The 19,062-nt window shown below is 63.9% G+C and carries 17 protein-coding genes and 1 tRNA gene; 9 read left to right on the forward strand and 9 right to left on the reverse strand.

Annotation, left to right across the window (positions count from 1 at the left end; all coding sequences use genetic code 11):
- The first annotated feature begins 17 nt into the window (after window positions 1-17).
- Genes V8192_RS12340 through V8192_RS12360 form a run of 5 tightly spaced genes read left to right on the forward strand, consistent with a single transcriptional unit; the run spans window position 18 to window position 7,866 of the window.
- Window positions 18-2,111: a prolyl oligopeptidase family serine peptidase gene (locus V8192_RS12340; RefSeq protein WP_341633405.1), complete on the forward strand. Its 2,094-nt coding sequence runs from the start codon at window positions 18-20 to the stop codon at window positions 2,109-2,111.
- A gap of 34 nt (window positions 2,112-2,145) precedes the next feature.
- Complete coding sequence (locus V8192_RS12345) at window positions 2,146-4,767, forward strand: valine--tRNA ligase (RefSeq protein ID WP_341633406.1); 2,622 nt, start codon at window positions 2,146-2,148, stop codon at window positions 4,765-4,767.
- 38 nt (window positions 4,768-4,805) lie between these two features.
- The gene (locus V8192_RS12350; protein ID WP_341633407.1) at window positions 4,806-6,266 is read left to right on the forward strand and encodes an MATE family efflux transporter; all 1,461 of its coding nucleotides are present in this window, start codon (window positions 4,806-4,808) and stop codon (window positions 6,264-6,266) included.
- A gap of 33 nt (window positions 6,267-6,299) precedes the next feature.
- Entirely contained in the window at window positions 6,300-7,292 is a 993-nt protein-coding gene (gene hemB / locus V8192_RS12355; RefSeq protein WP_341633408.1) for a porphobilinogen synthase, read from the forward strand.
- Window positions 7,285-7,866 (forward strand): GNAT family N-acetyltransferase, encoded by a 582-nt coding sequence (locus V8192_RS12360; RefSeq protein ID WP_341633409.1) that lies wholly within the window; start codon window positions 7,285-7,287, stop codon window positions 7,864-7,866. The genes hemB and V8192_RS12360 overlap by 8 nt, the downstream gene beginning before the upstream one ends.
- Here the strand turns inward: V8192_RS12360 and V8192_RS12365 are convergent.
- Window positions 7,863-8,369 carry a hypothetical protein gene (locus V8192_RS12365; protein ID WP_341633410.1) on the reverse strand — a complete coding sequence of 169 codons (507 nt, stop codon included), beginning with the start codon at window positions 8,367-8,369 and terminating at the stop codon, window positions 7,863-7,865. The genes V8192_RS12360 and V8192_RS12365 overlap by 4 nt on opposite strands.
- Window positions 8,370-8,474: 105 nt before the next feature.
- On the opposite strand from V8192_RS12365, the gene V8192_RS12370 reads away from it, so the two are divergent.
- Window positions 8,475-8,551, forward strand: a tRNA-Arg gene (locus V8192_RS12370).
- Between the two features lie 215 nt (window positions 8,552-8,766).
- Here V8192_RS12370 and V8192_RS12375 read toward each other — a convergent pair.
- Window positions 8,767-8,940, reverse strand: a complete 174-nt coding sequence (locus V8192_RS12375) for a hypothetical protein (RefSeq protein WP_341633411.1) — start codon at window positions 8,938-8,940, stop codon at window positions 8,767-8,769.
- A gap of 236 nt (window positions 8,941-9,176) precedes the next feature.
- Here V8192_RS12375 and V8192_RS12380 point away from each other — a divergent pair, with 236 nt between their 5' ends.
- The gene (locus V8192_RS12380; RefSeq protein WP_341633412.1) at window positions 9,177-9,431 is read left to right on the forward strand and encodes a hypothetical protein; all 255 of its coding nucleotides are present in this window, start codon (window positions 9,177-9,179) and stop codon (window positions 9,429-9,431) included.
- A gap of 100 nt (window positions 9,432-9,531) precedes the next feature.
- Here V8192_RS12380 and V8192_RS14670 read toward each other — a convergent pair whose 3' ends face one another.
- The 5 genes from V8192_RS14670 to V8192_RS12405 form a co-directional block, all read right to left on the reverse strand.
- Complete coding sequence (locus tag V8192_RS14670; protein ID WP_373276358.1) at window positions 9,532-9,858, reverse strand: hypothetical protein; 327 nt, start codon at window positions 9,856-9,858, stop codon at window positions 9,532-9,534.
- Between the two features lie 105 nt (window positions 9,859-9,963).
- Entirely contained in the window at window positions 9,964-11,214 is a 1,251-nt protein-coding gene (locus tag V8192_RS12390) for an N-succinylarginine dihydrolase (RefSeq protein ID WP_341633820.1), read from the reverse strand.
- Window positions 11,211-12,227 carry an arginine N-succinyltransferase gene (gene astA, locus V8192_RS12395; RefSeq protein ID WP_341633413.1) on the reverse strand — a complete coding sequence of 339 codons (1,017 nt, stop codon included), beginning with the start codon at window positions 12,225-12,227 and terminating at the stop codon, window positions 11,211-11,213. The genes V8192_RS12390 and astA overlap by 4 nt, the downstream gene beginning before the upstream one ends.
- Window positions 12,224-13,432 (reverse strand): hydrolase, encoded by a 1,209-nt coding sequence (locus V8192_RS12400; protein ID WP_341633414.1) that lies wholly within the window; start codon window positions 13,430-13,432, stop codon window positions 12,224-12,226. The genes astA and V8192_RS12400 overlap by 4 nt, the downstream gene beginning before the upstream one ends.
- Window positions 13,433-13,474: 42 nt before the next feature.
- On the reverse strand, window positions 13,475-14,065 hold the full coding sequence (locus V8192_RS12405; protein ID WP_341633415.1) for a TetR family transcriptional regulator: 591 nt from the start codon (window positions 14,063-14,065) through the stop codon (window positions 13,475-13,477).
- A gap of 92 nt (window positions 14,066-14,157) precedes the next feature.
- Between V8192_RS12405 and V8192_RS12410 the strand changes: the two genes are divergently transcribed.
- Both V8192_RS12410 and V8192_RS12415 read left to right on the forward strand, forming a co-directional pair.
- Complete coding sequence (locus V8192_RS12410; RefSeq protein ID WP_341633416.1) at window positions 14,158-14,904, forward strand: NIPSNAP family protein; 747 nt, start codon at window positions 14,158-14,160, stop codon at window positions 14,902-14,904.
- A complete protein-coding gene (locus tag V8192_RS12415) occupies window positions 14,901-15,374 on the forward strand; it encodes a DUF1579 domain-containing protein (protein WP_341633417.1) in 474 nt (157 codons plus the stop codon). Before V8192_RS12410 ends, V8192_RS12415 begins: the two co-directional genes overlap by 4 nt.
- Here the strand turns inward: V8192_RS12415 and V8192_RS12420 are convergent.
- On the reverse strand, window positions 15,371-16,771 hold the full coding sequence (locus V8192_RS12420; protein WP_341633418.1) for a Ppx/GppA phosphatase family protein: 1,401 nt from the start codon (window positions 16,769-16,771) through the stop codon (window positions 15,371-15,373). The two genes, V8192_RS12415 and V8192_RS12420, sit on opposite strands and share 4 nt — an antisense overlap.
- A gap of 51 nt (window positions 16,772-16,822) precedes the next feature.
- Window positions 16,823-18,976 carry an RNA degradosome polyphosphate kinase gene (locus V8192_RS12425; RefSeq protein WP_341633419.1) on the reverse strand — a complete coding sequence of 718 codons (2,154 nt, stop codon included), beginning with the start codon at window positions 18,974-18,976 and terminating at the stop codon, window positions 16,823-16,825.
- Between the last annotated feature and the right edge of the window lie 86 nt (window positions 18,977-19,062).

Consider the following 19,062-nt stretch of genomic DNA (forward strand, 5'->3'; position numbering starts at 1 on the left):
TTTGCTACGCCTGCGGCATGATCCAGCCCAACCTTTTGATCGCCGCGGCAGCAGTGCTCGCCGCTTCCTCGGCCAACGCCCGCCCGATGACGGCCGTCGACCTCCAGTCGATGCACCGGCTGGGCGGGCCCGACGTCTCGCGCGACGGCCGTTATGCGGCATTCACGATTTCCGACACCGACTGGGCGAAGAACAAGAGGGTGAACAGTCTTTACCTTCTCGATCTCACCAGGGCAGGTGCGCAGCCCGTACTCGTCCAGGGCGCCGAGAAGGGCCACGACCCGGCGTTCGGGCCCGACGGCTCGCTGTGGTTCCTGATGGCCGTCGGTGACCACGACCAGCTGTTCAAAAAGTCCCCGGGAGGGGCGGCGCTCCAGGTGAGCAACTTCGCGGGCGACGTCGGAGGCTTCCGCCTTGCTCCGTCGGGCGACCGCGTCGCCGTCTGGGCGGATCGCGACCTTCGCTGCACGAGCCTTGATTGCACGGGGCTTCCCGAGAAACAGCGGATCGGCTCGGGCCGCACCTATGACCAGCTCTTCATCCGCCACTGGGACACCTGGGCCGAGCCCGGCGTCCGCTCGCGGCTTTTCACCTTCCCGGTGGCCGCCGGGAAGCTTGCCGGAGCCGGGGTGCCGATCGAGGGAAGCCTCGTTGGCGATACACCGAGCAAGCCCATGGGGGGCGCCGAAGAGATCGCATTCTCGCCCGACGGCCGAACCATCTATTTCGCTCTTCGCGAGGCAGGACGGATCGAATCCCTGTCGACCAACCTCGACATCTTTGCAGCGCCGAGCGACGGCTCAGCGCCGCCCGTCAATCTCACCGACGCCAACGATGCAACCGATACGCTTCCCGCCGTTTCGCCCGACGGGAGGACGCTTGCCTACGCTGCAATGGCGCGGCCGGGGTACGAGTCCGATCGGCTCGTCCTCATGCTTCGCGACCTCGCGACCGGTCGCACGCGGCCGCTTACGCAGGCATGGGACCGGTCTGTGGGTTCGATCGAGTGGGCAAGGGATGGGCGCAGCCTGTTCGTCACCGCGGGCGACACGCTCGATGAACCGGTCTTCCGGATCGATGCCGCAAGCGGCACGGTCACACGCCTGACGGGCGAGGGCAGCTACGGCAATGTCCATGCCCTGCCCGGAGGCGGGCTCGTTGCAACGATGAACAGCGTTCTTGCGCCCGACGATCTTTATCGTCTCGAGCCCGGCGGACGGGCGAGCCAGCTGACGCAGCTCAACCGCGCGCTCCTGGCGCAGCTGGACCCGGTCAGCTTCAAGAAATTCAGCTTCACCGGCGCGAACAACGACCGCGTCTGGGGCTGGACGCTGAAACCCGCCAATACAGCCGCGAAGCTGCCAATCGCTTTCCTGGTCCACGGCGGTCCCCAGGGCAGCTTTTCCAACAGCTGGTCGTTCCGCTGGAACCCGCGGCTGTTCACGGCGCCCGGTTACGCGGCAGTCAGCGTCGATTTCCACGGAAGTACCGGCTACGGCCAGGCCTTCACTGACGCGATCAACCGCAACTGGGGCGGCTGGCCGCTCGAGGACCTGCAGAAAGGTCTTGCGTACGCAACGGCCAACGATCCCCAGCTGGAGGCCGACAATGCCTGTGCGCTTGGCGGCTCCTATGGCGGTTACATGATGAACTGGATCGAGGGACGGTGGCCCGACCGGTTCCGCTGCATCGTTCAGCACGACGGGGTCTTCGATGCCCGCGCAATGGCTTATGAGACTGAGGAACTGTGGTTCGACGAATGGGAGCATGGCGGCCATCCTTATTATGAGGCGCCGCAGGAGTTCGAACGCTGGAACCCGGTCAACTTCGTCCAGAACTGGAAGACGCCGCAGCTCGTGATCACGAGCGAGAAGGATTTCCGGATCCCCTATACGCAGGGCATCGCGGCCTTCACTGCGCTTCAGCGGCGCAACATCCCCTCGCGGCTCCTGATTTATCCGGACGAGAACCACTGGGTCCTGAAGCCCAAGAATTCGGTCCAATGGTATGGCGAGGTCTTTTCCTGGATGGGCCGCTGGCTTGGACAGGGGCAGCCGATCCCCGCCGCCATACCGGTGACGCCCGCGCCCGGACGTCCCGAGCGAGGTTGATGCTGCACCGCCGCATCGCTAACCGCATGCGGCGATGAGCGAACTACCCAAGACCTTCGAACCCCGGGCGATCGAGGATCGCTGGTACGCGCACTGGGAGAGCAGCGGCCTGTTCCGGCCGGATCGCCCCGATGCGAAACCGTGGACGATCGTGATGCCGCCGCCCAACGTCACGGGCTCGCTGCATATCGGTCACGCGCTCGACAACACGCTCCAGGATGTCCTCACGCGGCGCGAGCGGATGCGCGGCAAGGACGCGCTTTGGGTGGTGGGGACGGACCATGCGGGCATCGCGACGCAGATGGTCGTCGAGCGAAATCTCGAGAGCCAGGGGATCAAGCGCGCCGAGATTGGCCGCGAAGCCTTCCTCGCCCACGTCTGGGAATGGAAAGCGCAATCGGGCGGCTCGATCACAAGGCAGCTTCGCCGTCTCGGCGCAAGCTGCGACTGGGCCCACGAGCGCTTCACCATGGACGAAGGTTTCTCCCGCGCCGTCACGCATGTCTTCGTCGAGCTCTACAAGCGCGGTCTTGCCTATCGCGACAAGCGTCTCGTCAACTGGGACCCGAAATTCCAAACCGCCATCAGCGACCTCGAAGTCGAGACACGCGACGTCCAGGGCAAGTTCTGGCATCTGAGCTATCCGCTCGCGGACGGCAGTGGCGCCATTCAGGTCGCAACGACGCGCCCAGAGACGATGCTCGCCGACATGGCAGTCGCGGTCCATCCGATGGATGATCGCTACCGGCCGCTCATCGGAAAGAAGCTCAAGCACCCGGTCACCGGCCGCCTCATCCCAATCATTGCCGACGAGCACGCCGATCCGGAGCTCGGCTCGGGCGCGGTGAAGATCACGCCTGGCCACGACTTCAACGATTACGAGGTCGGTAAGCGGGCGGGCATCAGGCCATCGGACATGCTCAACATGTTCGATCAGAGCGCCCACGTCGTGCAGACGCAGGATGGCTTGATCCCGGCCGACCTCCTTGGCCTCACCCGCGAGGAGGCACGCAAGGCCGTCGTCGCGAAACTCGAGGACGAAGGTGCCCTCGTGAGGGTCGAGGACCGCGTCATCCCGACGCCGTTCGGCGACCGCTCGGGCGCCGCCATCGAACCCTGGCTAACCGACCAATGGTATGTCGATGCGGCCAAGCTTGCGATGCCGGCACTTCAGGCGGTTCGCAGCGGCAAGATCAGGATTGTGCCCGAGAGCTGGTCCAAGACCTGGTTCAACTGGCTCGAGAATATCCAGCCCTGGTGCGTTTCGCGGCAGCTCTGGTGGGGTCATCGAATTCCAGCATGGTATGCCGAAGACGGGCGCTTCTTCGTGGCCGAGACGGAAGAAGAGGCGCGACAGGAAGCGGGCGACCAGCCCCTGAGGCAGGACGCCGACGTCCTCGACACCTGGTTCTCCTCTGCCCTGTGGCCCTTCGCAACGCTCGGATGGCCCGAACAAACCGACGATCTTGCGCGCCACTATCCCAATGACGTGCTCATATCGGGCTTCGACATCCTCTTCTTCTGGGATGCGCGGATGGCGATGCAGGGCATCGAGTTCATGGGGGAGGTTCCCTGGAAGACGCTCTACCTTCACGGTCTCGTCCGCGACGCCCAGGGACAGAAGATGTCCAAGTCGAAGGGCAACACCGTCGATCCCCTGGGCCTTATCGATCAGTACGGCGCCGACGCGCTCCGCTTCACGCTCGCGGCAATGGAAAGCCAGGGCCGCGACATCAAGCTCGATGAGAAGCGCGTGGAGGGCTATCGAAACTTCGCCACCAAGCTGTGGAACGCGGCCCGCTTCCTCCAGATGAACGGCGTCGGCGCAAGCGCTGGCATCGCCGCACCACCAGCCGAGCTTGCGGTCAACCGCTGGATCATCGGCGAGGTGATCGAGACGCTCGCCAGACTGGACCGTGCTTTTGACGAGCTTCGCTACGACGAAATGGCCGATGCCATCTACCATTTCGTCTGGGGCACTTTTTGCGACTGGTATGTCGAGCTCATCAAGGGCTCGTTCGGCGAGGAGACGAGACAGGTTGCAGCCTGGGCCTTCGACCAGATCCTGGTGATGCTGCACCCGCTCATGCCCTTCATCACCGAAGAGCTCTGGCATGCCATGGGCGACCGGCCCTACGAGCTCATCATCGCCAAATGGCCCGAGCCGCATGCCCAGGTTGATCCTGATGCGAAGGCGGAGCTCGACTGGCTCGTCCGGCTCGTGAGCGAGCTCCGCTCCGCCCGGACCGAGCTCAACATCCCCCCTTCGGCCAAGCTTCATCTGTTTGCTGCCGATGCATCCGACGAGACTGCCGAGAGGCTGGACCGGAACCACGCCGTGATCTCGCGGCTTGCCCGCCTCGAATCGATCGAGCTGTCGCGCTTCTCAGGCAGCGGTGCTGCACAAGTCGTGGTCGATGAAGCGACGTTCGCGCTTCCGCTCGAAGGGGTGATCGATGTCGAGGCTGAAAAGGCCCGGCTCGACAAGGCCGCCGCAGCCGCTGAAAAAGAGCGCGACAGCCTCGGCCAGCGCCTCGCCAATCCAAGCTTCACCGAACGTGCAAAGCCAGAAGCCGTGGAGAAAGCCCGCACTGACCATGAAGCGAAGAGGGCCGAGGGCGAGCGTTTGCGGGCAGCGCTCGAGCGGCTAGGGTAGCCCCTAAGGCCCTGGGGGGGCAGCGAGGGGGCAGTGAAATGGCGAGTAGACCGCACGGGGGCCGCGACCTTACGACCGGCAGCATCGGCAAGACGCTTCTTGCCTTCGCGCTTCCGACGCTCGTTTCCTCGATCCTTCAGTCGCTGAACGGCACCGTCAACGCGATCTGGATCGGCCGTTTCCTCGGCGAAAGCGCGCTTGCTGCAACGTCCAACTCGAACATGATCATGTTCCTCTTGATGGCGTTCGTGTTCGGGTTCGGGATGGCCTCGACAGTGCTGATCGGGCAGGCATTTGGCCGCCATGACATCGATGGCGCGCGCCGCGTCATGGGGACGGCGATCGGCTCGTTCGTGTTCGTCGCGCTCCTTATCGCCGTGCTCGGCTGGATCTTCTCGCCGGCGCTCCTCAGGCTCCTGGCGACGCCGGCGGACGCAGCGCCCCTCGCGCTTGCCTATTTGCGGGTGATCTTCATCGCCATGCCGGGCATCCTCATCCTCGTGCTCCTGATGATGGGAATGCGGGGAGCGGGCGACGCGATGACGCCGCTTCTGGCGATGCTCGTCGCGGTCATTCTCGACAGCGGCCTCAACCCCGTCTTCATTCTTGGCCTTGGCCCGGCGCCGCGGCTCGGTATCGCAGGTTCGGCGACAGCGACGGTCATCGCCAATTATGCCGCGCTCATTGGTCTTATTGGCTTCATGTACGTGCGCGATCTTCCCCTGAGGCTGAGAGGGCGCGAGCTTGCCTATCTGATCCCCGACAGAGCCATCCTGAGGACGATCGTCATCAAGGGCATCCCAATGGGCCTCCAGATGATCGTCATCTCGGCATCCGCGCTGGCGCTCATCGGTCTCGTCAACCGTGAGGGTGTCGACACCACGGCGGCATTCGGCGTTGCAATGCAGCTTTGGACCTATCTCCAGATGCCGGCGATGGCGCTTGGCGCCGCGGTAAGCGCGATGACCGCGCAGAATATCGGAGCCGGTCGGTGGGACCGCGTCAGCTCGATCACGCTCTCGGGGGTTGTCCAGGCGCTGCTCATTACCGGCGTCCTCGTCCTGTTGCTGGCGATCGCGGACAAGCCCGCTCTTGCGCTGTTCCTGGGCAACAGTAGTCCGGCCCTTCCGATTGCCAGGCATATCCAGCTGCTTGCGACCTGGAGCTTTCTCCTGATGGGGACGACGATGGTCATTTTCGGGACGGTCCGGGCCAACGGAGCAGTGATCGGCCCCTTGATCATCCTTGCGATCGGGCTGGTGCCGGTCCGGCTCGGGTTCGCGCTGGGGGCCTATCCATGGCTGAAGGCTGATGCCCTCTGGCTGAGCTTCCCGGTAAGCTCGCTTGCAAACATCGCCATGGCGATCGCCTTCTACCTACACGGCGGATGGAGGAAGGCCCGAATGGAAATCGGGCGGGCGCCGATGGACGAGCAAGAGGCCATCGAAGAGGCTCTCGCGGAGGCTGAACCCGGCGGCCGTCTCAACCCGGCAGGGTGACGAACGGATGAGCGGAGGCTAAGCGCCTTCGCAATGTCCGCTTCCTTTCCTTACCTTCGCATGCGCCGCGGCCGCTCGAGTCCGTGGATGCGCGCAATGCTCGCCGAGAACCGGCTTCATCCGAGCGATCTCATCTGGCCCCTGTTCATTTGCGAGGGCCGCGATTGCGAGGAGCCGATTGCTTCCCTGCCGGGCGTCAGCCGCTGGAGTGTCGATCGCATTGGTGCGAGAGCGAAGGAGGCCGCGGATCTGGGCATTCCGTGCATCGCGCTGTTCCCGAACACTCCTGAACATCTGCGCACCGAGCGGGCGGAGGAGGCTCTCAACCAGGAGAATCTCATCTGCCGTGCGGTTCGAGCGATCAAGGATGCGGCACCCTCGATCGGCGTCCTCACCGATGTCGCGCTCGACCCTTATACGGCTCATGGCCACGACGGGCTGGTGGACGAGCTCGGCAACGTCATCAACGACGACACGGTGGGGATCCTTGTCGAGCAGGCGCTCGTCCAGGCCGCGGCAGGCGCCGATATCGTTGCTCCCTCCGACATGATGGATGGACGCGTTGCGGCCATCCGCGAAGCGCTCGAGCGCGAGGGGCATCAGAATGTCGCAATCATGGCCTATGCGGCCAAATACGCCTCGGCCTTCTATGGCCCCTTCCGGGAAGCCGTCGGCTCGCTTGGCCGGCTGAAGGGCGACAAGCGGGGTTACCAGATGGATCCGGCCAATATCGAGGAGGCCCTGCGCGAGGTCGAACTCGATCTTTCCGAAGGAGCGGATTTCGTGATGGTGAAGCCGGGGCTTCCCTATCTCGATGTCATTGCCCGAGTGAAGGATGCATTCGGGGTTCCGACCTTCGCATACCAGGTGAGCGGCGAATATGCGATGATCGAGCATGCAGCGGCCGCGGGCGCAGGCGACCGCCAGGCGCTCATTCTCGAGACTCTTCTTGCATTCAAGCGCGCCGGTGCGGCGGGCATCCTCACCTACCACGCCGTGGACGCCGCTCGCCTCATCAATGGCTAGGATCGTTGCGCAAACCAATCGTCTCCGCCTTAGAACCTGGGACGATGCGGACGAGACACGCTTCTACGAGATCATGAACAACCCCCCGGTGATGCGCTGGCTGGGCGGCCTCCAGACACCTGAGGAGTGGCACAAGGGCTACGAAAGGCTGCGCCAATATGAGCGCGATCTGGGATTCACCTTCTGGATCGTCGACCGAAGGGCGGACGAGGAGATACTGGGGTTCTGCGGACTGAAACGTGCCAATGCGCCTGGTGCCGACGCGATTGCCGGTGAGGTCGAGATCGGCTGGCGCCTGCGTGAGGAGGCGTGGGGACAAGGCTACGCCAAGGAAGCGGCCATTGCCTCCCTTGATCTTGCCTTCGACCGCTTCAATGCCCCGCGGGTAGTGGCTGTTACCGCAGCGAAAAATGCGCCGAGCCAGGGCCTGATGAAGCGGCTCGGAATGACGCGCCGCGAAGAGCTCGACTTCATTGACCGGCGCTTTGCACCTGATAGCGACGTCAACCCGCAGGTTGTCTTCGCAGTCGAGGCAGCGGGCTGGCCGCCGGCGCGCGCTTCAGCGCTCTTCTAGATCCCGAGCCGCTTCTGGACCGCGTCGATCCGCCCGGCTTGAGCTCGGTCGAGCGAGCCGACTTGGGCTGCAGCGCGCTCAATTGCAGACAGGTCATTGGGTGCAATGCCTTGCCGCGTTTGAAGGGCGATTGCTCCGATTTCGTCAATGTCACCAAGGGCAGTCGCGGTATCCTTTCGGGCTGCAATGGCCGCAGTGAGCGCTTCCTGCGCGGCGATCCAGCTTTCACTGTGCGGCGCTCCGGCGGACGCCGCTAGCCGCTCGGCCTGCGATACGGCGCTGATGAACCTGGCATCGCCCATGCGGGCTTGATCGAGGAGTGCAGCAAGCCGAGCCTCTAGATCGGCGGAAGCCGGCCGCCCGTTCATCGGGCGAACGACAGGAACGCGCGGATCGATGGCTTCAGCCGCGCGCGGCTGAAGCGAGGGGTAGGGGCCGCCCGGAGCCGAGCAGGCCGTTACCAGCAGGAGGGTCAGGCAGGCGCCGCTTCGCATCGAAGCCAAGCTCTAGGTGCGCGCTCGCGAGCAGGCAAATGCTAAGGCTTGCGCGCCCGCGCCGACGCCCCTATGTCGCGGCCTCCGCGAAGCGCCTCAAAGGCGCCGCACAGCGCGCCCGTAGCTCAGCTGGATAGAGCACCAGACTACGAATCTGGGGGTCAGAGGTTCGAATCCTTTCGGGCGCGCCATTTTCATTAGTTATTTCAATAGCTTGGCGGAATCTATCCTTGCTCCGCTTGGAGAGCACCCGATTGGTGGGACGCGACGCGAAGGATGCGTTGCGTGAAGACCCCCAGCAAATGACCCAAGGAAGTGAAGCCTTTTTGGCGTCCCTGTCCTGGATGAAAATGCTGACGGTCCAGCGCGGTCGTCTCAGCCGCGACTAATGTAAGGCAGGATTTGATCAGCCGTTGAAGGCGGACGCCTCGCAGATAGCGACGGTCGCGGGACTCGCCCTTGCGGCGAAATCCTCGGCAAGTTTGCTGTGCCAGGCACGGGCCGTTTCGGTCACCGCTCGCTGGGCTGCCATGCGCTCCTCCACTGCGCGCCGGCGGTAGTAACGTTCGTTCGATTCCACTTGTCCCTCCGCTCCGAGACAAGCCGACCATCACCTGCCAATGGCTAAGAGACGGTAAATATCCACAGCCTTTCGCGCGGATTGTCGCAGAGGCGAAACGATTCCCCGCGCTTTGTCCCACGATGAAACAGGGGCGTGTCGCCAGAGTGACACCAATGGGTCAATCACAGATCATCGATGAAACCTAACGATTCGCCGCTCGTTGGTCCGCTCAAATGGTTTCGAAGGAAAGCACCATGCTGAGTTCGATTGAGTCACACCGCCCAGCGTTCAACCCCAGCTCGCGGGGCTATCACGCCGTTTATCGCGCGGGCGAGGTCAATCACTGTCCCGGATGCGGCCGCACACACTGGATCGTTGGCCGTGTCTCGGCCGAATGTGCGTTCTGCACGACTGCCCTCCCGCTGATGGAAGCGCTCACCCATGGCCCTGCGCCGGCGCCTGTCTTCTGGAGCGGAACGCGGCCCAACTATACCGACCTCGCAGCCTAGTCTTTAAAGGCGCCGAGGCCTGATCTAAGCGCGCGGACCCTTTGGGTTCGCGCGCATCTTTTTTGTATTGAGCGCCGGGCCGCAGCGATCCCGGGCGGGATCAGTACTTGCCGCGGGACATTCGCGATTGCGACCCGCGCCGGTCCGCCACCGGGGTCCCGCGATTGCGCGCGAAATGCCGTGTCTGCCGGCGCTTCGGAATGGCAGCAGGCGCCGGAACAGGGGATCTCACCGAGTCCAGCAGCTTGCCGCCGGCAAGGAAGACGACCCCGGTGCACGCGACCGCCAGCACCCAGCCACCCCATCCTGGATAGGTTTCAAGATAGTGCCGGCCGCGTTCCACGGCTCCCAGCGCGATGGCATAGATCACCAGCCACGCCTCGAAGCGCGTCTTGATCTGAAAGAGGCGACCGATCTTGCTCAGCATAACCATTGTTAACGCCCGAACGCGTCAATGGCCGTTTTGAGCCGGAAGTTTCTTAATGAACAGCGTTAAATTGAGCTTAACCTTCGTCCCGTTTCGGGACGTCCGTCAAAGCAGCTCGGCAAGATCGAGCCGATCAAGCAGGGCCGCCCGGGCTCGCTCGATATCCGAAAGGAGCGAGTGTTCCTGAAGATCGTCGTGGTGGATCTGATCGGGCCAGTAGCGCTCGATGACCTGCGAGATGGTGTCGAGCTTTTGATCATCGACCAGAAATCGGGAATCGATGGTCGCGGGGTCCGCAGCGACGCGCAGCCGCAGGCACGCCGGGCCGCCTCCATTGGCCATCGACTGGCGCACGTCGACGAACTCGGCGCGGCGGACCGGCCCGTTTCCTGCGACATGCTGCTCGATCCAGCGCCGGACCGACGGCGTCTCGCTGGCTTCTGTCGGAAGGATGAGCGTTGGTTGGCCATCCGGTGGAGTGACCAGCTGCGCGTTGAAGAGATAGGAGCGGATTGCGTCAGCAAGCGGGACGTCGGCGGCTGCGACCTCCAGATATTCAAAGTCCGGAACCCTCGTTTGCAGAGCGTCGAGGAGCGCCGCCTTGTCGCTGAAGGCAAGTTCGTGCGCGAACAGCACCCGTTCATTTGCAACTGCGACCACGTCGTTGTGAAAAGCCCCGGCGGCGATGGCTTCCTCGGACTGCTGGACGAAGAGCGTGAGTGCAGGATCGAGGCGGTGGAGGCGCGCGACCGCCTTCGATGCCTCGAGATGCTGGCGGGCCGGGAAGGCACCTCCCGTTACGCCATAGACGAAGACTTCAACGCCGCGAGCGTCGTGGGCCGAGGAGAGACGCATGTGGTTTGCCGCTCCCTCGTCCCCGAAGGCCGCCGGCACCGGGGCGTGGACCGCAAAGGCATCGCTCGCGAAGGCAAGTTGCAGCTGCGCAAGCGTTTGCGGCCATTCGTGGCTCCGGTGCGGCATGGTCCTGAGGTTGGCGGCCGTGAGGTGGCACTTCCCGTCACGCGTATCGGGCGAGGGCGAGACGGTCGCAGCATTGGCAGCCCACATTGCCGAGGCCGACATGGCATTGGCTGCAAGGGCCGGCTCGGCCCCGTCGACGGAGGTACCAAGCTCGGCGAGCCAGCGGTGGTCCGGCCGCGCGTGTGGCAGGAAAATGCCCTGGGTCAAACCGAGCGCAAGGTTCGCTCGCATCTTGTCGAGGCCCTGCAGTGCCGCCGAACGCGGCTTGGAGACTTCGCCCGCGCTACGGGCCGAGGCGAGGTTGCCAAGGCTGAGGCCCGCGTAATTGTGGCTCGGCCCGACGATGCCGTCGAAGTTGATCTCGCGCAGCATCAGCGAATGACGGCGAGAACTTCGTCGCCGATGTCGACCTCGAGCAATTCAGCGGCTTCGCGATCGATGCAGATCCCCTTCTTGGGCAGCCGTTTGACGGACGCGCAGCAGGCCCTGAAATCCTTGAGGCGGCCAGTGCCCACCAGCATCTTGGTGCGGCCTCCCTCGCCGATCTCGCCGATCTTCTCGCTCGCGGATTCGCGAATGGTCCGGATCTGGTCGGTAAAGGCGGTAACGGTTGGGCCGCCATCGAAAATGTCGATGTAGCGATCGTAGGCGAAACCTTCTTCCTCGAGCATGCGAAGAGCCGCGCGTCCCGTCGGATGGGGAAGGCCCATCACGGCTTGCGCGGTTTCCGCGAGCAGTGCGACGTAGATCGGCGTCCTCGGCATGAGGTCGGCAATGAAACGCGTGCCATGGATTGCATTGAACTCGTCGGCCTCGGGAAAGCTCATGCCGAAGAACCTGCCGGCAAGCCCGTCCCAGAACGGACAATGGCCGGCCTCGTCCATCACTCCGCGAAGCTCGGCGAGCGTGCGCTCGCCGAAGCGGCTGCGGTGCAGCTTCATGAAGAGGTAGCGGCTTCGGGCGAGAAGGGCGCCCCATCCGCCCGCCCGCGCGGTGGGATGAAGGAAGAGCCCGCCGACCTCCGACGAGCCCTCAAGGTCGGTCGTGAGGCTGAGGAGCTGATTGCGAAACGTGGTCCCGAGTTCGGGACTGGTCTGGGTGAGGGTACTGAGATGATAGGAATAGAAGGGCTGGATAACGCCCACCTGACCGAAGACCTGGCAGGTGCCGCGGACGATCTCCTTCTTGGGGTCTTCCATCACGAACATGTACATGTCGCCCGCCTGGTCGTCCTCCTTTCGGGCGAACGACTTTTCCGAGCGTGCAAGCTTGGCGACCAGCGTTGCCCGGTCCGGCGGAAGGTTCGTGAAGCCGCCGCCCGTCAGTTTTGCCATCTCGTAGATGGCGGCAAAATCGTCGGCGTGCGCCGGCCTGATCCGGAAGCTCATGCGTCCTCCGCGGCCAGCCGCAATATCGTGAGAGCGCTCAAGGCGGCGCGCTCGGCCAGACTTTCGGTGATCAGAAATTCCTCCGCGCTGTGGATCTTGCCGCCGCGAACCCCCATCGTGTCGACGACGGGAACACCGCAGGCCGCGATATTATTGCCATCGCACACGCCGCCCGAGGGCTGCCAGGCGACCATCTGGCCAAGGTCATCGCCGGCTTTCTTGACGAGCGCGAACAGCGCTTCTGCCTCTTCGGTGAGCGGCTTGGGCGGGCGGCCGAAACCGCCGTGGGCCTCGATGAAGACGTCATGCGCCGCCGCCGTTTCATCGAGCGCCTTGGCGATGAGACGAGCGGCGATCTCCTGATCGTCGGTGGTGCGCGGTCGCATGTTGACGCGAAGGATCGCAAGGTCGGGAACGACATTGTTGGGCGAGCCGCCGTCGATCTTCGCCGGATTGATCGACAGTCCCGGCGTCTTCGACATGGCGAGGCGCAGTGCAAGTTCTGACGCGGCGACGATCGCGTTGCGCCCGTCTTCGGGATTTCGGCCGGCGTGCGCTGCGCGGCCTTTGACGAGGAATGAAAAGTTGCCGCTGCCCGGCCTTGCTCCAGCGAGCGTCCCATCGGGAAGCGCCGATGGCTCGTAGGTAAGTGCCGCGCGCTTGCCTGTGGCGGCGCGCGAGAGGAGGGACGCGGAAGCGGGTGAACCCACTTCCTCGTCGCTGTTGATGATGACCTCGTAGCCGATGCTCTGCGCTGCAGCGCTCTTTTCCACTGCCTTCAAGGCCGCGAGCATGACGGCAAGGCCGCCTTTCATGTCGGCGACGCCCGGACCGTTCAGAAGCCCATCCTCGAGCCAGCGTGTTTCCTGGAACGGGTGGTCCGCGGCGTAAACAGTGTCCATGTGCCCGGTGAAAAGGAGCTGCACCGGCGCTGCCGGACGCACCGTCAGATGCAGGTGGCGCCCGTGCTCGATCCTCGCGGTCCTGCCCTCGCCGTCGATCGTCTCGACTTTCGCGGGCGGCTCCAGCCGGATTGGCCCGGGTAATGCAGCGAAGGCCTCGATCAAGAGGTCGGCCATCCGCTCAAGGCCCGCGAGGTTGCGTGAGCCGCTGTTGACCGCAGCCCAGGCAAGCACTTGATCGAGCATCGGCTCGGCATTCGCGCGTTCGACGACCGCGCGCTCGTCCGACGATAATTCCGCCATGGCAAAGGGCTCTAGCCGTCCCGCTTGCGGAAGACCACACCGCTACAGCAGCCGGGAAATCTCCCGCGCACAGACGCGCAGCGGCTCGCCCCGCTGCTCGACTTTGGCAATCGCCATCGCCCCCGAATATGCGGAGATGACGGTCGCTGCGCGAGCCTCGCCGTCGGGGCCGCCGATCCTCGCCGCGATGGTCTCGCGCCAGCTGTCGAACAGTCTGCGAAGGGCATCGCGGTAATCGGCGTCGGCGAAAGCGAGCTCGAGCGTCAGGTTGTTGACCGGGCAGCCGCGGACTGAACCCTGGCCATCAAGCTCATCGGCAAGCGTCCCGAACACGTCGAGGATGGCGCGGGCCGCGTCTTCAGCCTCGCGTACTGGTCGTAGCCACGTCGTATCGAGGGCGGGCGAGACCCGTTCCTCGATGACTGCCAGGCCCAGCGACTTCTTGGTTGCGAAATGGTGATGCAGCGCGCCGCCGGTCACTCCGGCTGAAGCCGCGATCTCGTGCACGCTCGTCGCATTGTAGCCTCGAGCCTGGAAAAGCTCGAACGCCGCATCGAGAATCCGCCGGCGGAGGCCCGCCGGGTCGTTCCTGCGCCTCCGCGCGGCTGCGGGCTCTCTGATCTTGTTCTTCACGTCGCTCCACATAGCGGCTCGATCCCGCCCTGATTAGTCGCTTGACAAAAACAGGACAACCGGTTTGTTCGTGCGCATTGCGAGGAGCCTGGATGTCCAAGGAAATGGTGCCGGAAGAAAGGGAAGAGGCAAGGCGGGATCTGGCCTCCTGTCCGATCGTCGAACTTCGTCAGTACACGCTTCACGAGGGCATGCGGGACAGGCTCATCGGTCTTTTCGAGCGGGAGTTCGTCGAGACGCAGGAAGCCTTCGGCATGAGGGTGATCGGTACCTTCCGTGACCTTGACCGGCCGGAAAGGTTCGTCTGGCTTCGCGGCTTTGCCGACATGGATTCGCGCCTCGCCGGGTTGAGCGGCTTCTATTCAGGACCCGCCTGGCTGTCGCACCGCGATGAAGCGAACGCCACCATGATCGACAGTGACAACGTGCTTCTGTTGAGGGCCGGCACCTCTTCGTCGGGCTTTGAGCTTCCCGGGTCCAGGCCTTGCTTAGGCGAAGATCACAAAGCGGGCCTCATCCTTGCCGTCATCGAATATCTGGAGACGCCGAGTGAAGCCGTGCTCGCGCTCTTCCAAACGCAGGTGAAGAGCAAGCTTGAACGTCACGGAATTTCGCCCATCGCATGGTTTGTGACCGAGACCTCGCCGAACAATTTCCCCGCCCTTCCGGTTCGGAGCGGCGAGCAGGTGCTGGTCTGGTTCGCCCGCTTTGCGGATGAAGCGGACGAGCGCGACCATCGCCTTTCTGTGGACGAGGCAAGCAAGCCGCTCTTGCCGCTCCGCGCACGGGGTCCTGAAATGCTCCGCCTCGCTCCGACATCACGCTCCAGGCTGCGGTGAACTCCAGGGACGACTTCGACTTTCTTCATGGCCGATGGAAGGTGGTCCATCGAAGGCTCCGCAAACGCGGCGCCGGCTCGACCAACTGGGAGGAGTTCGAAGGAACGGCCGTAAACCGCCCGCTCCTCGGCGGCCTCGCCAATATCGAGGAGCACGCGATTGCCGGCAAGGATTTTGGAGGCATCGCGCTAAGGACCTACAGCCCTTCATCGGGCCTCTGGTCGATTTACTGGGTGAGCAGGCGCGACGGTGTGCTCGGCCCTCCTGTGGTCGGCCGCTTCTCAGGCGATGTCGGTTTATTCGAGGGAGTCGACGAGGACGCCGGGCGTGCGGTCGAAGTTCGCTTCACCTGGCTCCGGATCGAACCCACATCCGCTCGCTGGAGCCAGTTCTTTTCCTATGACGGCGGAACCCAATGGGAAATGAACTGGATCATGGATTTCAGCCGTGCCGGGGACGTGCCGCCTTAAGCCGAAGCGATCACCGGTTGCCGGCCAAGTGCCTGGGCTAGCCTTGAGAGACGCCTTTCGACCTGGTCGCCGATAAGCGCTTCCTCGCCGCGCCGGACGGAAAGCCGGACTGCTCCGTTGACGATCCCGATGCTCGTTCGCTTCAGGACTGATCCGACGCCTCCCGACAGCCTTTGGCCAAGGCGCATCGCTGCGCCCCAGCAGTGGGCGCGGGTGAGCTGGTCTTCCTTGCACAGCTGCGAGAGCCGTGCATCCGGCAAGCGGTCACGGCCGAAATTCGATGCCAGCGCCTGCGCCATGATCACGCGTTCGGCCGGATCGACGGCGACCCAATTGCCATGCAACGCCATCTCGATTCCCCGGTCCGCGCGAAACCCCGCGTTCGCCTGCCACGCGACGTCCGCAAGCAGGCACGAGGCAAGGCGCAGCCGGCGCATGGCGGGAGGATCGCTGAAGAGCGGCGCGATCCACGCATCGAGCAGCTCTCCGTGCTCTCCGAAGCGATGTTCGCCGCCGGCCGCCTCGCGGGCTTCCTCGATCAATGGGTCGATGCTTCGAACGCGTGGCCGGAGCTTGGAGAAGAGCAGGCCCTCGCGGATTCCGTAGGTGGAAACGACGAGGTGCGATGGCTCCAGCTCGTTGACCAGAAGCTCGAGCAGCATAGCTGCAACCGGCAAGGTCGCGAGCCGCGGCGGCGCAGCGGCATCGGCGAGACGCGGATCGAGGGCTTTCACGAGCTTTCTGAGCTCCTTGGGCCTTCCGGGCTTCATTTTGTACTGATGAGTGATCGGCAGCGGGAAGTCCGTCGCAAGCATGTCGATCCGCGCAAGTGCGCGCCATGAGCCGCCGACCATGTAGAAGCAGTGCCCACGCGCATCGCGGCAGAGCGGCGACTGCTTCAGCGCCGTCTTGAGGATCTTGCGCGCTTCGCGCTCCCCAGAGGGGCTGGCGTCGAGGCGAAGGACGCCAAGCGGAAGCGAGATGCCGGCGCTCGTCGATCCTTCATCGAGAGCGACGAGTTCGAGGCTCCCTCCGCCAAGATCCCCCACGACGCCGCGCGCTTCCGGAATGCCCGACAGGACGCCTTCGCCGGCAAGCTCTGCCTCCTCGCGCGCGCTAAGGACATCGCAATCAAAACCGATGCGTTCGACTTCGGACACGAACTCAGCGCCGTCTTGTGCGTCGCGAATGGCTGCGGTTGCAACGACCTGCGTCGACTTCACTTTCATGTGGTCGAGCAGCAGCCGGAATCTCTGGAGTGCCGCGAGCGCCTTTCGGCGGCCTTCCTTGGGCAGGCTTCGCGAGTGGTCGAGACCGGCCCCGAGGCCTGCAAGCACTTTCTCGTTGAAGATGGGTGCGGGGATCCTCGCGGGACCGGCATAGACGACCAGCCGCACGGAGTTCGACCCGATGTCGATGATCGCTGACGGATCCGCCGGGCTCAGGGCTCAGCGTCCGCGCTGGAAACGGAGCTTGGGAACCCGGCGGCCCTTCTTCAGCGACTGCCCACGCCCTGATAGGCTGGGGTTGGCCATGAAATAGTCGTGAAGGTTGAACTCCTGACCGGCCTTGGGGACGAGCCTCGTATAGCTCCCATCGGGATTGAGCCTCCAGCTCTGCTCATTGTCGATAAGATTGGCCACCATCACCTGGTCGAGAAGCTGTGCGTGCACCGTCGAGTTTTCGATCGGGAGCATATATTCGATGCGCCGATCAAAGTTCCGCGGCATCCAGTCTGCGGAACTGATGTAGACCTTGGCCTGGCCGTTCGGCAGCTCGTGGCCATTGGCAAAGCACCATAGCCGCCCGTGCTCGAGAAAGCGGCCGACAATCGATTTGACGAAAATGTTCTCGCTCATCCCCGCAACCCCGGGTTTGAGGCAGCAGATGCCGCGGACGACGAGGTCGATCTGAACCCCCGCTGCGCTTGCCTCGTAGAGCTTGTCGATGAGGGCAGGGTCGACGAGCGCGTTGAGCTTGGCCCAGATCCCTGAGGGCTTGCCGGCCCTGGCGCTCGCGGTTTCGGCCTCGATTAGGCGGATGAGCTCGGGACGCATCTGCGCGGGCGAGATGACGAGGTGCTTGAGGTTTCGGGGCTCGAGATAGCCCGTAATGTAGTTGAACAGCTTGGCGACGTCCCGGCCGATCTGCGAATTTGCAGTGAAATAGCTAAGGTCCGTGTAGATACGTGCGCTGACCGGATGATAGTTGCCGGTGCCGAGGTGGCAGTAGGTGCGAAACCCCTTCTCCTCCCTTCGCACCACCATCGAGACCTTGGCGTGGGTTTTCCATTCGATGAAGCCGTAGACGACCTGGACGCCGGCGCGCTCGAGCGCATTGGCCCACATGAGGTTCTGCTCTTCGTCGAAACGCGCCTTGAGCTCGATGACGGCCGTCACCGACTTGCCTGCCTCGGCTGCGTCGATCAGCGCCTTGATGATGGCGGATTGCCTGCCCGCCCGGTAAAGCGTCTGCTTGATCGCGATCACGTCCGGATCGGCGGCGGCCTGCTGGATGAATTCGACCACCACCTCGAAGCTTTCATAGGGGTGGTGGACGAGGATGTCCTTTTCCTTGACCGCAGCAAAGCAGTCGCCGCCATGCTCGCGGATGCGTTCGGGAAAGCGCGGCGTGAAGGGCGGGAACTTAAGGTCCGGCCGGTCCTCGTCGACAAGCTGCAGGAGGTCCGTCATTCCAAGAAAGCCGCGGGTCTCGGACGTGATCGCATTGCCGGCATCGAGGCCCTCGAGCACCTCGTTGACGAGGCTCTCGGGCATCTCGGGCTCGAGTTCCAGTCTCACCACCCGTCCGCGGCGGCGGCGCTTGATTGCGCTGCGAAAATAGAGGGCGAGGTCCTCCGCTTCCTCCTCGACCTCGATGTCGCTGTCGCGGATGATCCGGAACGCGCCCCCGCGAAGCACTTCATACCGGGGGAACAGGTAGCCAGTCTTGCGCCTGACGAGCGTTTCCAGGGATATGTAGCGTGCGGTCTCGCCCGGAATGCGGATAAACCGCGGAAGGGTCGCGGGGGCCATGATCAGCTCGCGGACGCTGGTGCGTCCCTTCTTCAGCTCGAAGATGAGGCTGAGGCCCTTGTTCGGGATGAACGGGAAAGGGTGGGCAGGATCGATCGCCTGCGGGGTGAGGATCGGAAAGATCTGTTCGCGGAAATGCTGGTCGATCCAGTTTTCGGCCTCTGCATCGAGCGGTTCCTCGCCCACGACGTGCATTCCGACGCCGTCGAGCTGCGCCTGAAGGTCGGCCCAGACCTCGTGCTGGCTGGTGACCAGACGGTCAGCATCCGAAGTGATGGCAGCGAGTTGCTGGGCGACCGTCATTCCATCTGGCGAGATCTCTTCGATGCCCAGTGTCTGGTGGGCCTTCAGGCCCGCCACTCTCACCATGAAGAATTCGTCGAGATTGTTGGCGGAAATGGAGAGGAAGCGCACGCGCTCCAGCAGCGGATGCCGGAAGTTGCAGGCCTCTTCGAGGACGCGGCGGTTGAACGCGAGCCAGCTAAGCTCGCGGTTGAAGTAACGTGATTCGGCAACCGGCGCTTCCGCGCCCGGTGTAGGCACGGCAACGTCGCCGATCTTGTTCATCAGCTTGGCCGTCGCGGGAGGAATGCGGTCAATCTTGCCCAAAGCATGTCTCGGAACTGAAACAGGCGGCTGTTACAGTCTTGTGA

The organism is Sphingomonas agri (assembly GCF_038148795.1).
GTDB classification, from domain to species: domain Bacteria; phylum Pseudomonadota; class Alphaproteobacteria; order Sphingomonadales; family Sphingomonadaceae; genus Sphingomicrobium; species Sphingomicrobium agri.

Excerpts from the sequence above, each read along its gene's own strand:
- V8192_RS12350 (WP_341633407.1), top strand. The coding sequence starts at position 4,806 with ATGGCGAGTAGACCGCACGGGGGCCGCGACCTTACGACCGGCAGCATC.
- V8192_RS12340 (WP_341633405.1), top strand. The coding sequence starts at position 18 with ATGATCCAGCCCAACCTTTTGATCGCCGCGGCAGCAGTGCTCGCCGCT.
- V8192_RS12380 (WP_341633412.1), top strand. The coding sequence starts at position 9,177 with ATGCTGAGTTCGATTGAGTCACACCGCCCAGCGTTCAACCCCAGCTCG.
- V8192_RS12425 (WP_341633419.1), bottom strand. The coding sequence starts at position 18,976 with ATGAACAAGATCGGCGACGTTGCCGTGCCTACACCGGGCGCGGAAGCG.
- V8192_RS14670 (WP_373276358.1), bottom strand. The coding sequence starts at position 9,858 with ATGCTGAGCAAGATCGGTCGCCTCTTTCAGATCAAGACGCGCTTCGAG.
- V8192_RS12345 (WP_341633406.1), top strand. The coding sequence starts at position 2,146 with ATGAGCGAACTACCCAAGACCTTCGAACCCCGGGCGATCGAGGATCGC.
- V8192_RS12410 (WP_341633416.1), top strand. The coding sequence starts at position 14,158 with ATGTCCAAGGAAATGGTGCCGGAAGAAAGGGAAGAGGCAAGGCGGGAT.
- V8192_RS12360 (WP_341633409.1), top strand. The coding sequence starts at position 7,285 with ATGGCTAGGATCGTTGCGCAAACCAATCGTCTCCGCCTTAGAACCTGG.
- hemB (WP_341633408.1), top strand. The coding sequence starts at position 6,300 with ATGTCCGCTTCCTTTCCTTACCTTCGCATGCGCCGCGGCCGCTCGAGT.
- astA (WP_341633413.1), bottom strand. The coding sequence starts at position 12,227 with ATGAGCTTCCGGATCAGGCCGGCGCACGCCGACGATTTTGCCGCCATC.
- V8192_RS12400 (WP_341633414.1), bottom strand. The coding sequence starts at position 13,432 with ATGGCGGAATTATCGTCGGACGAGCGCGCGGTCGTCGAACGCGCGAAT.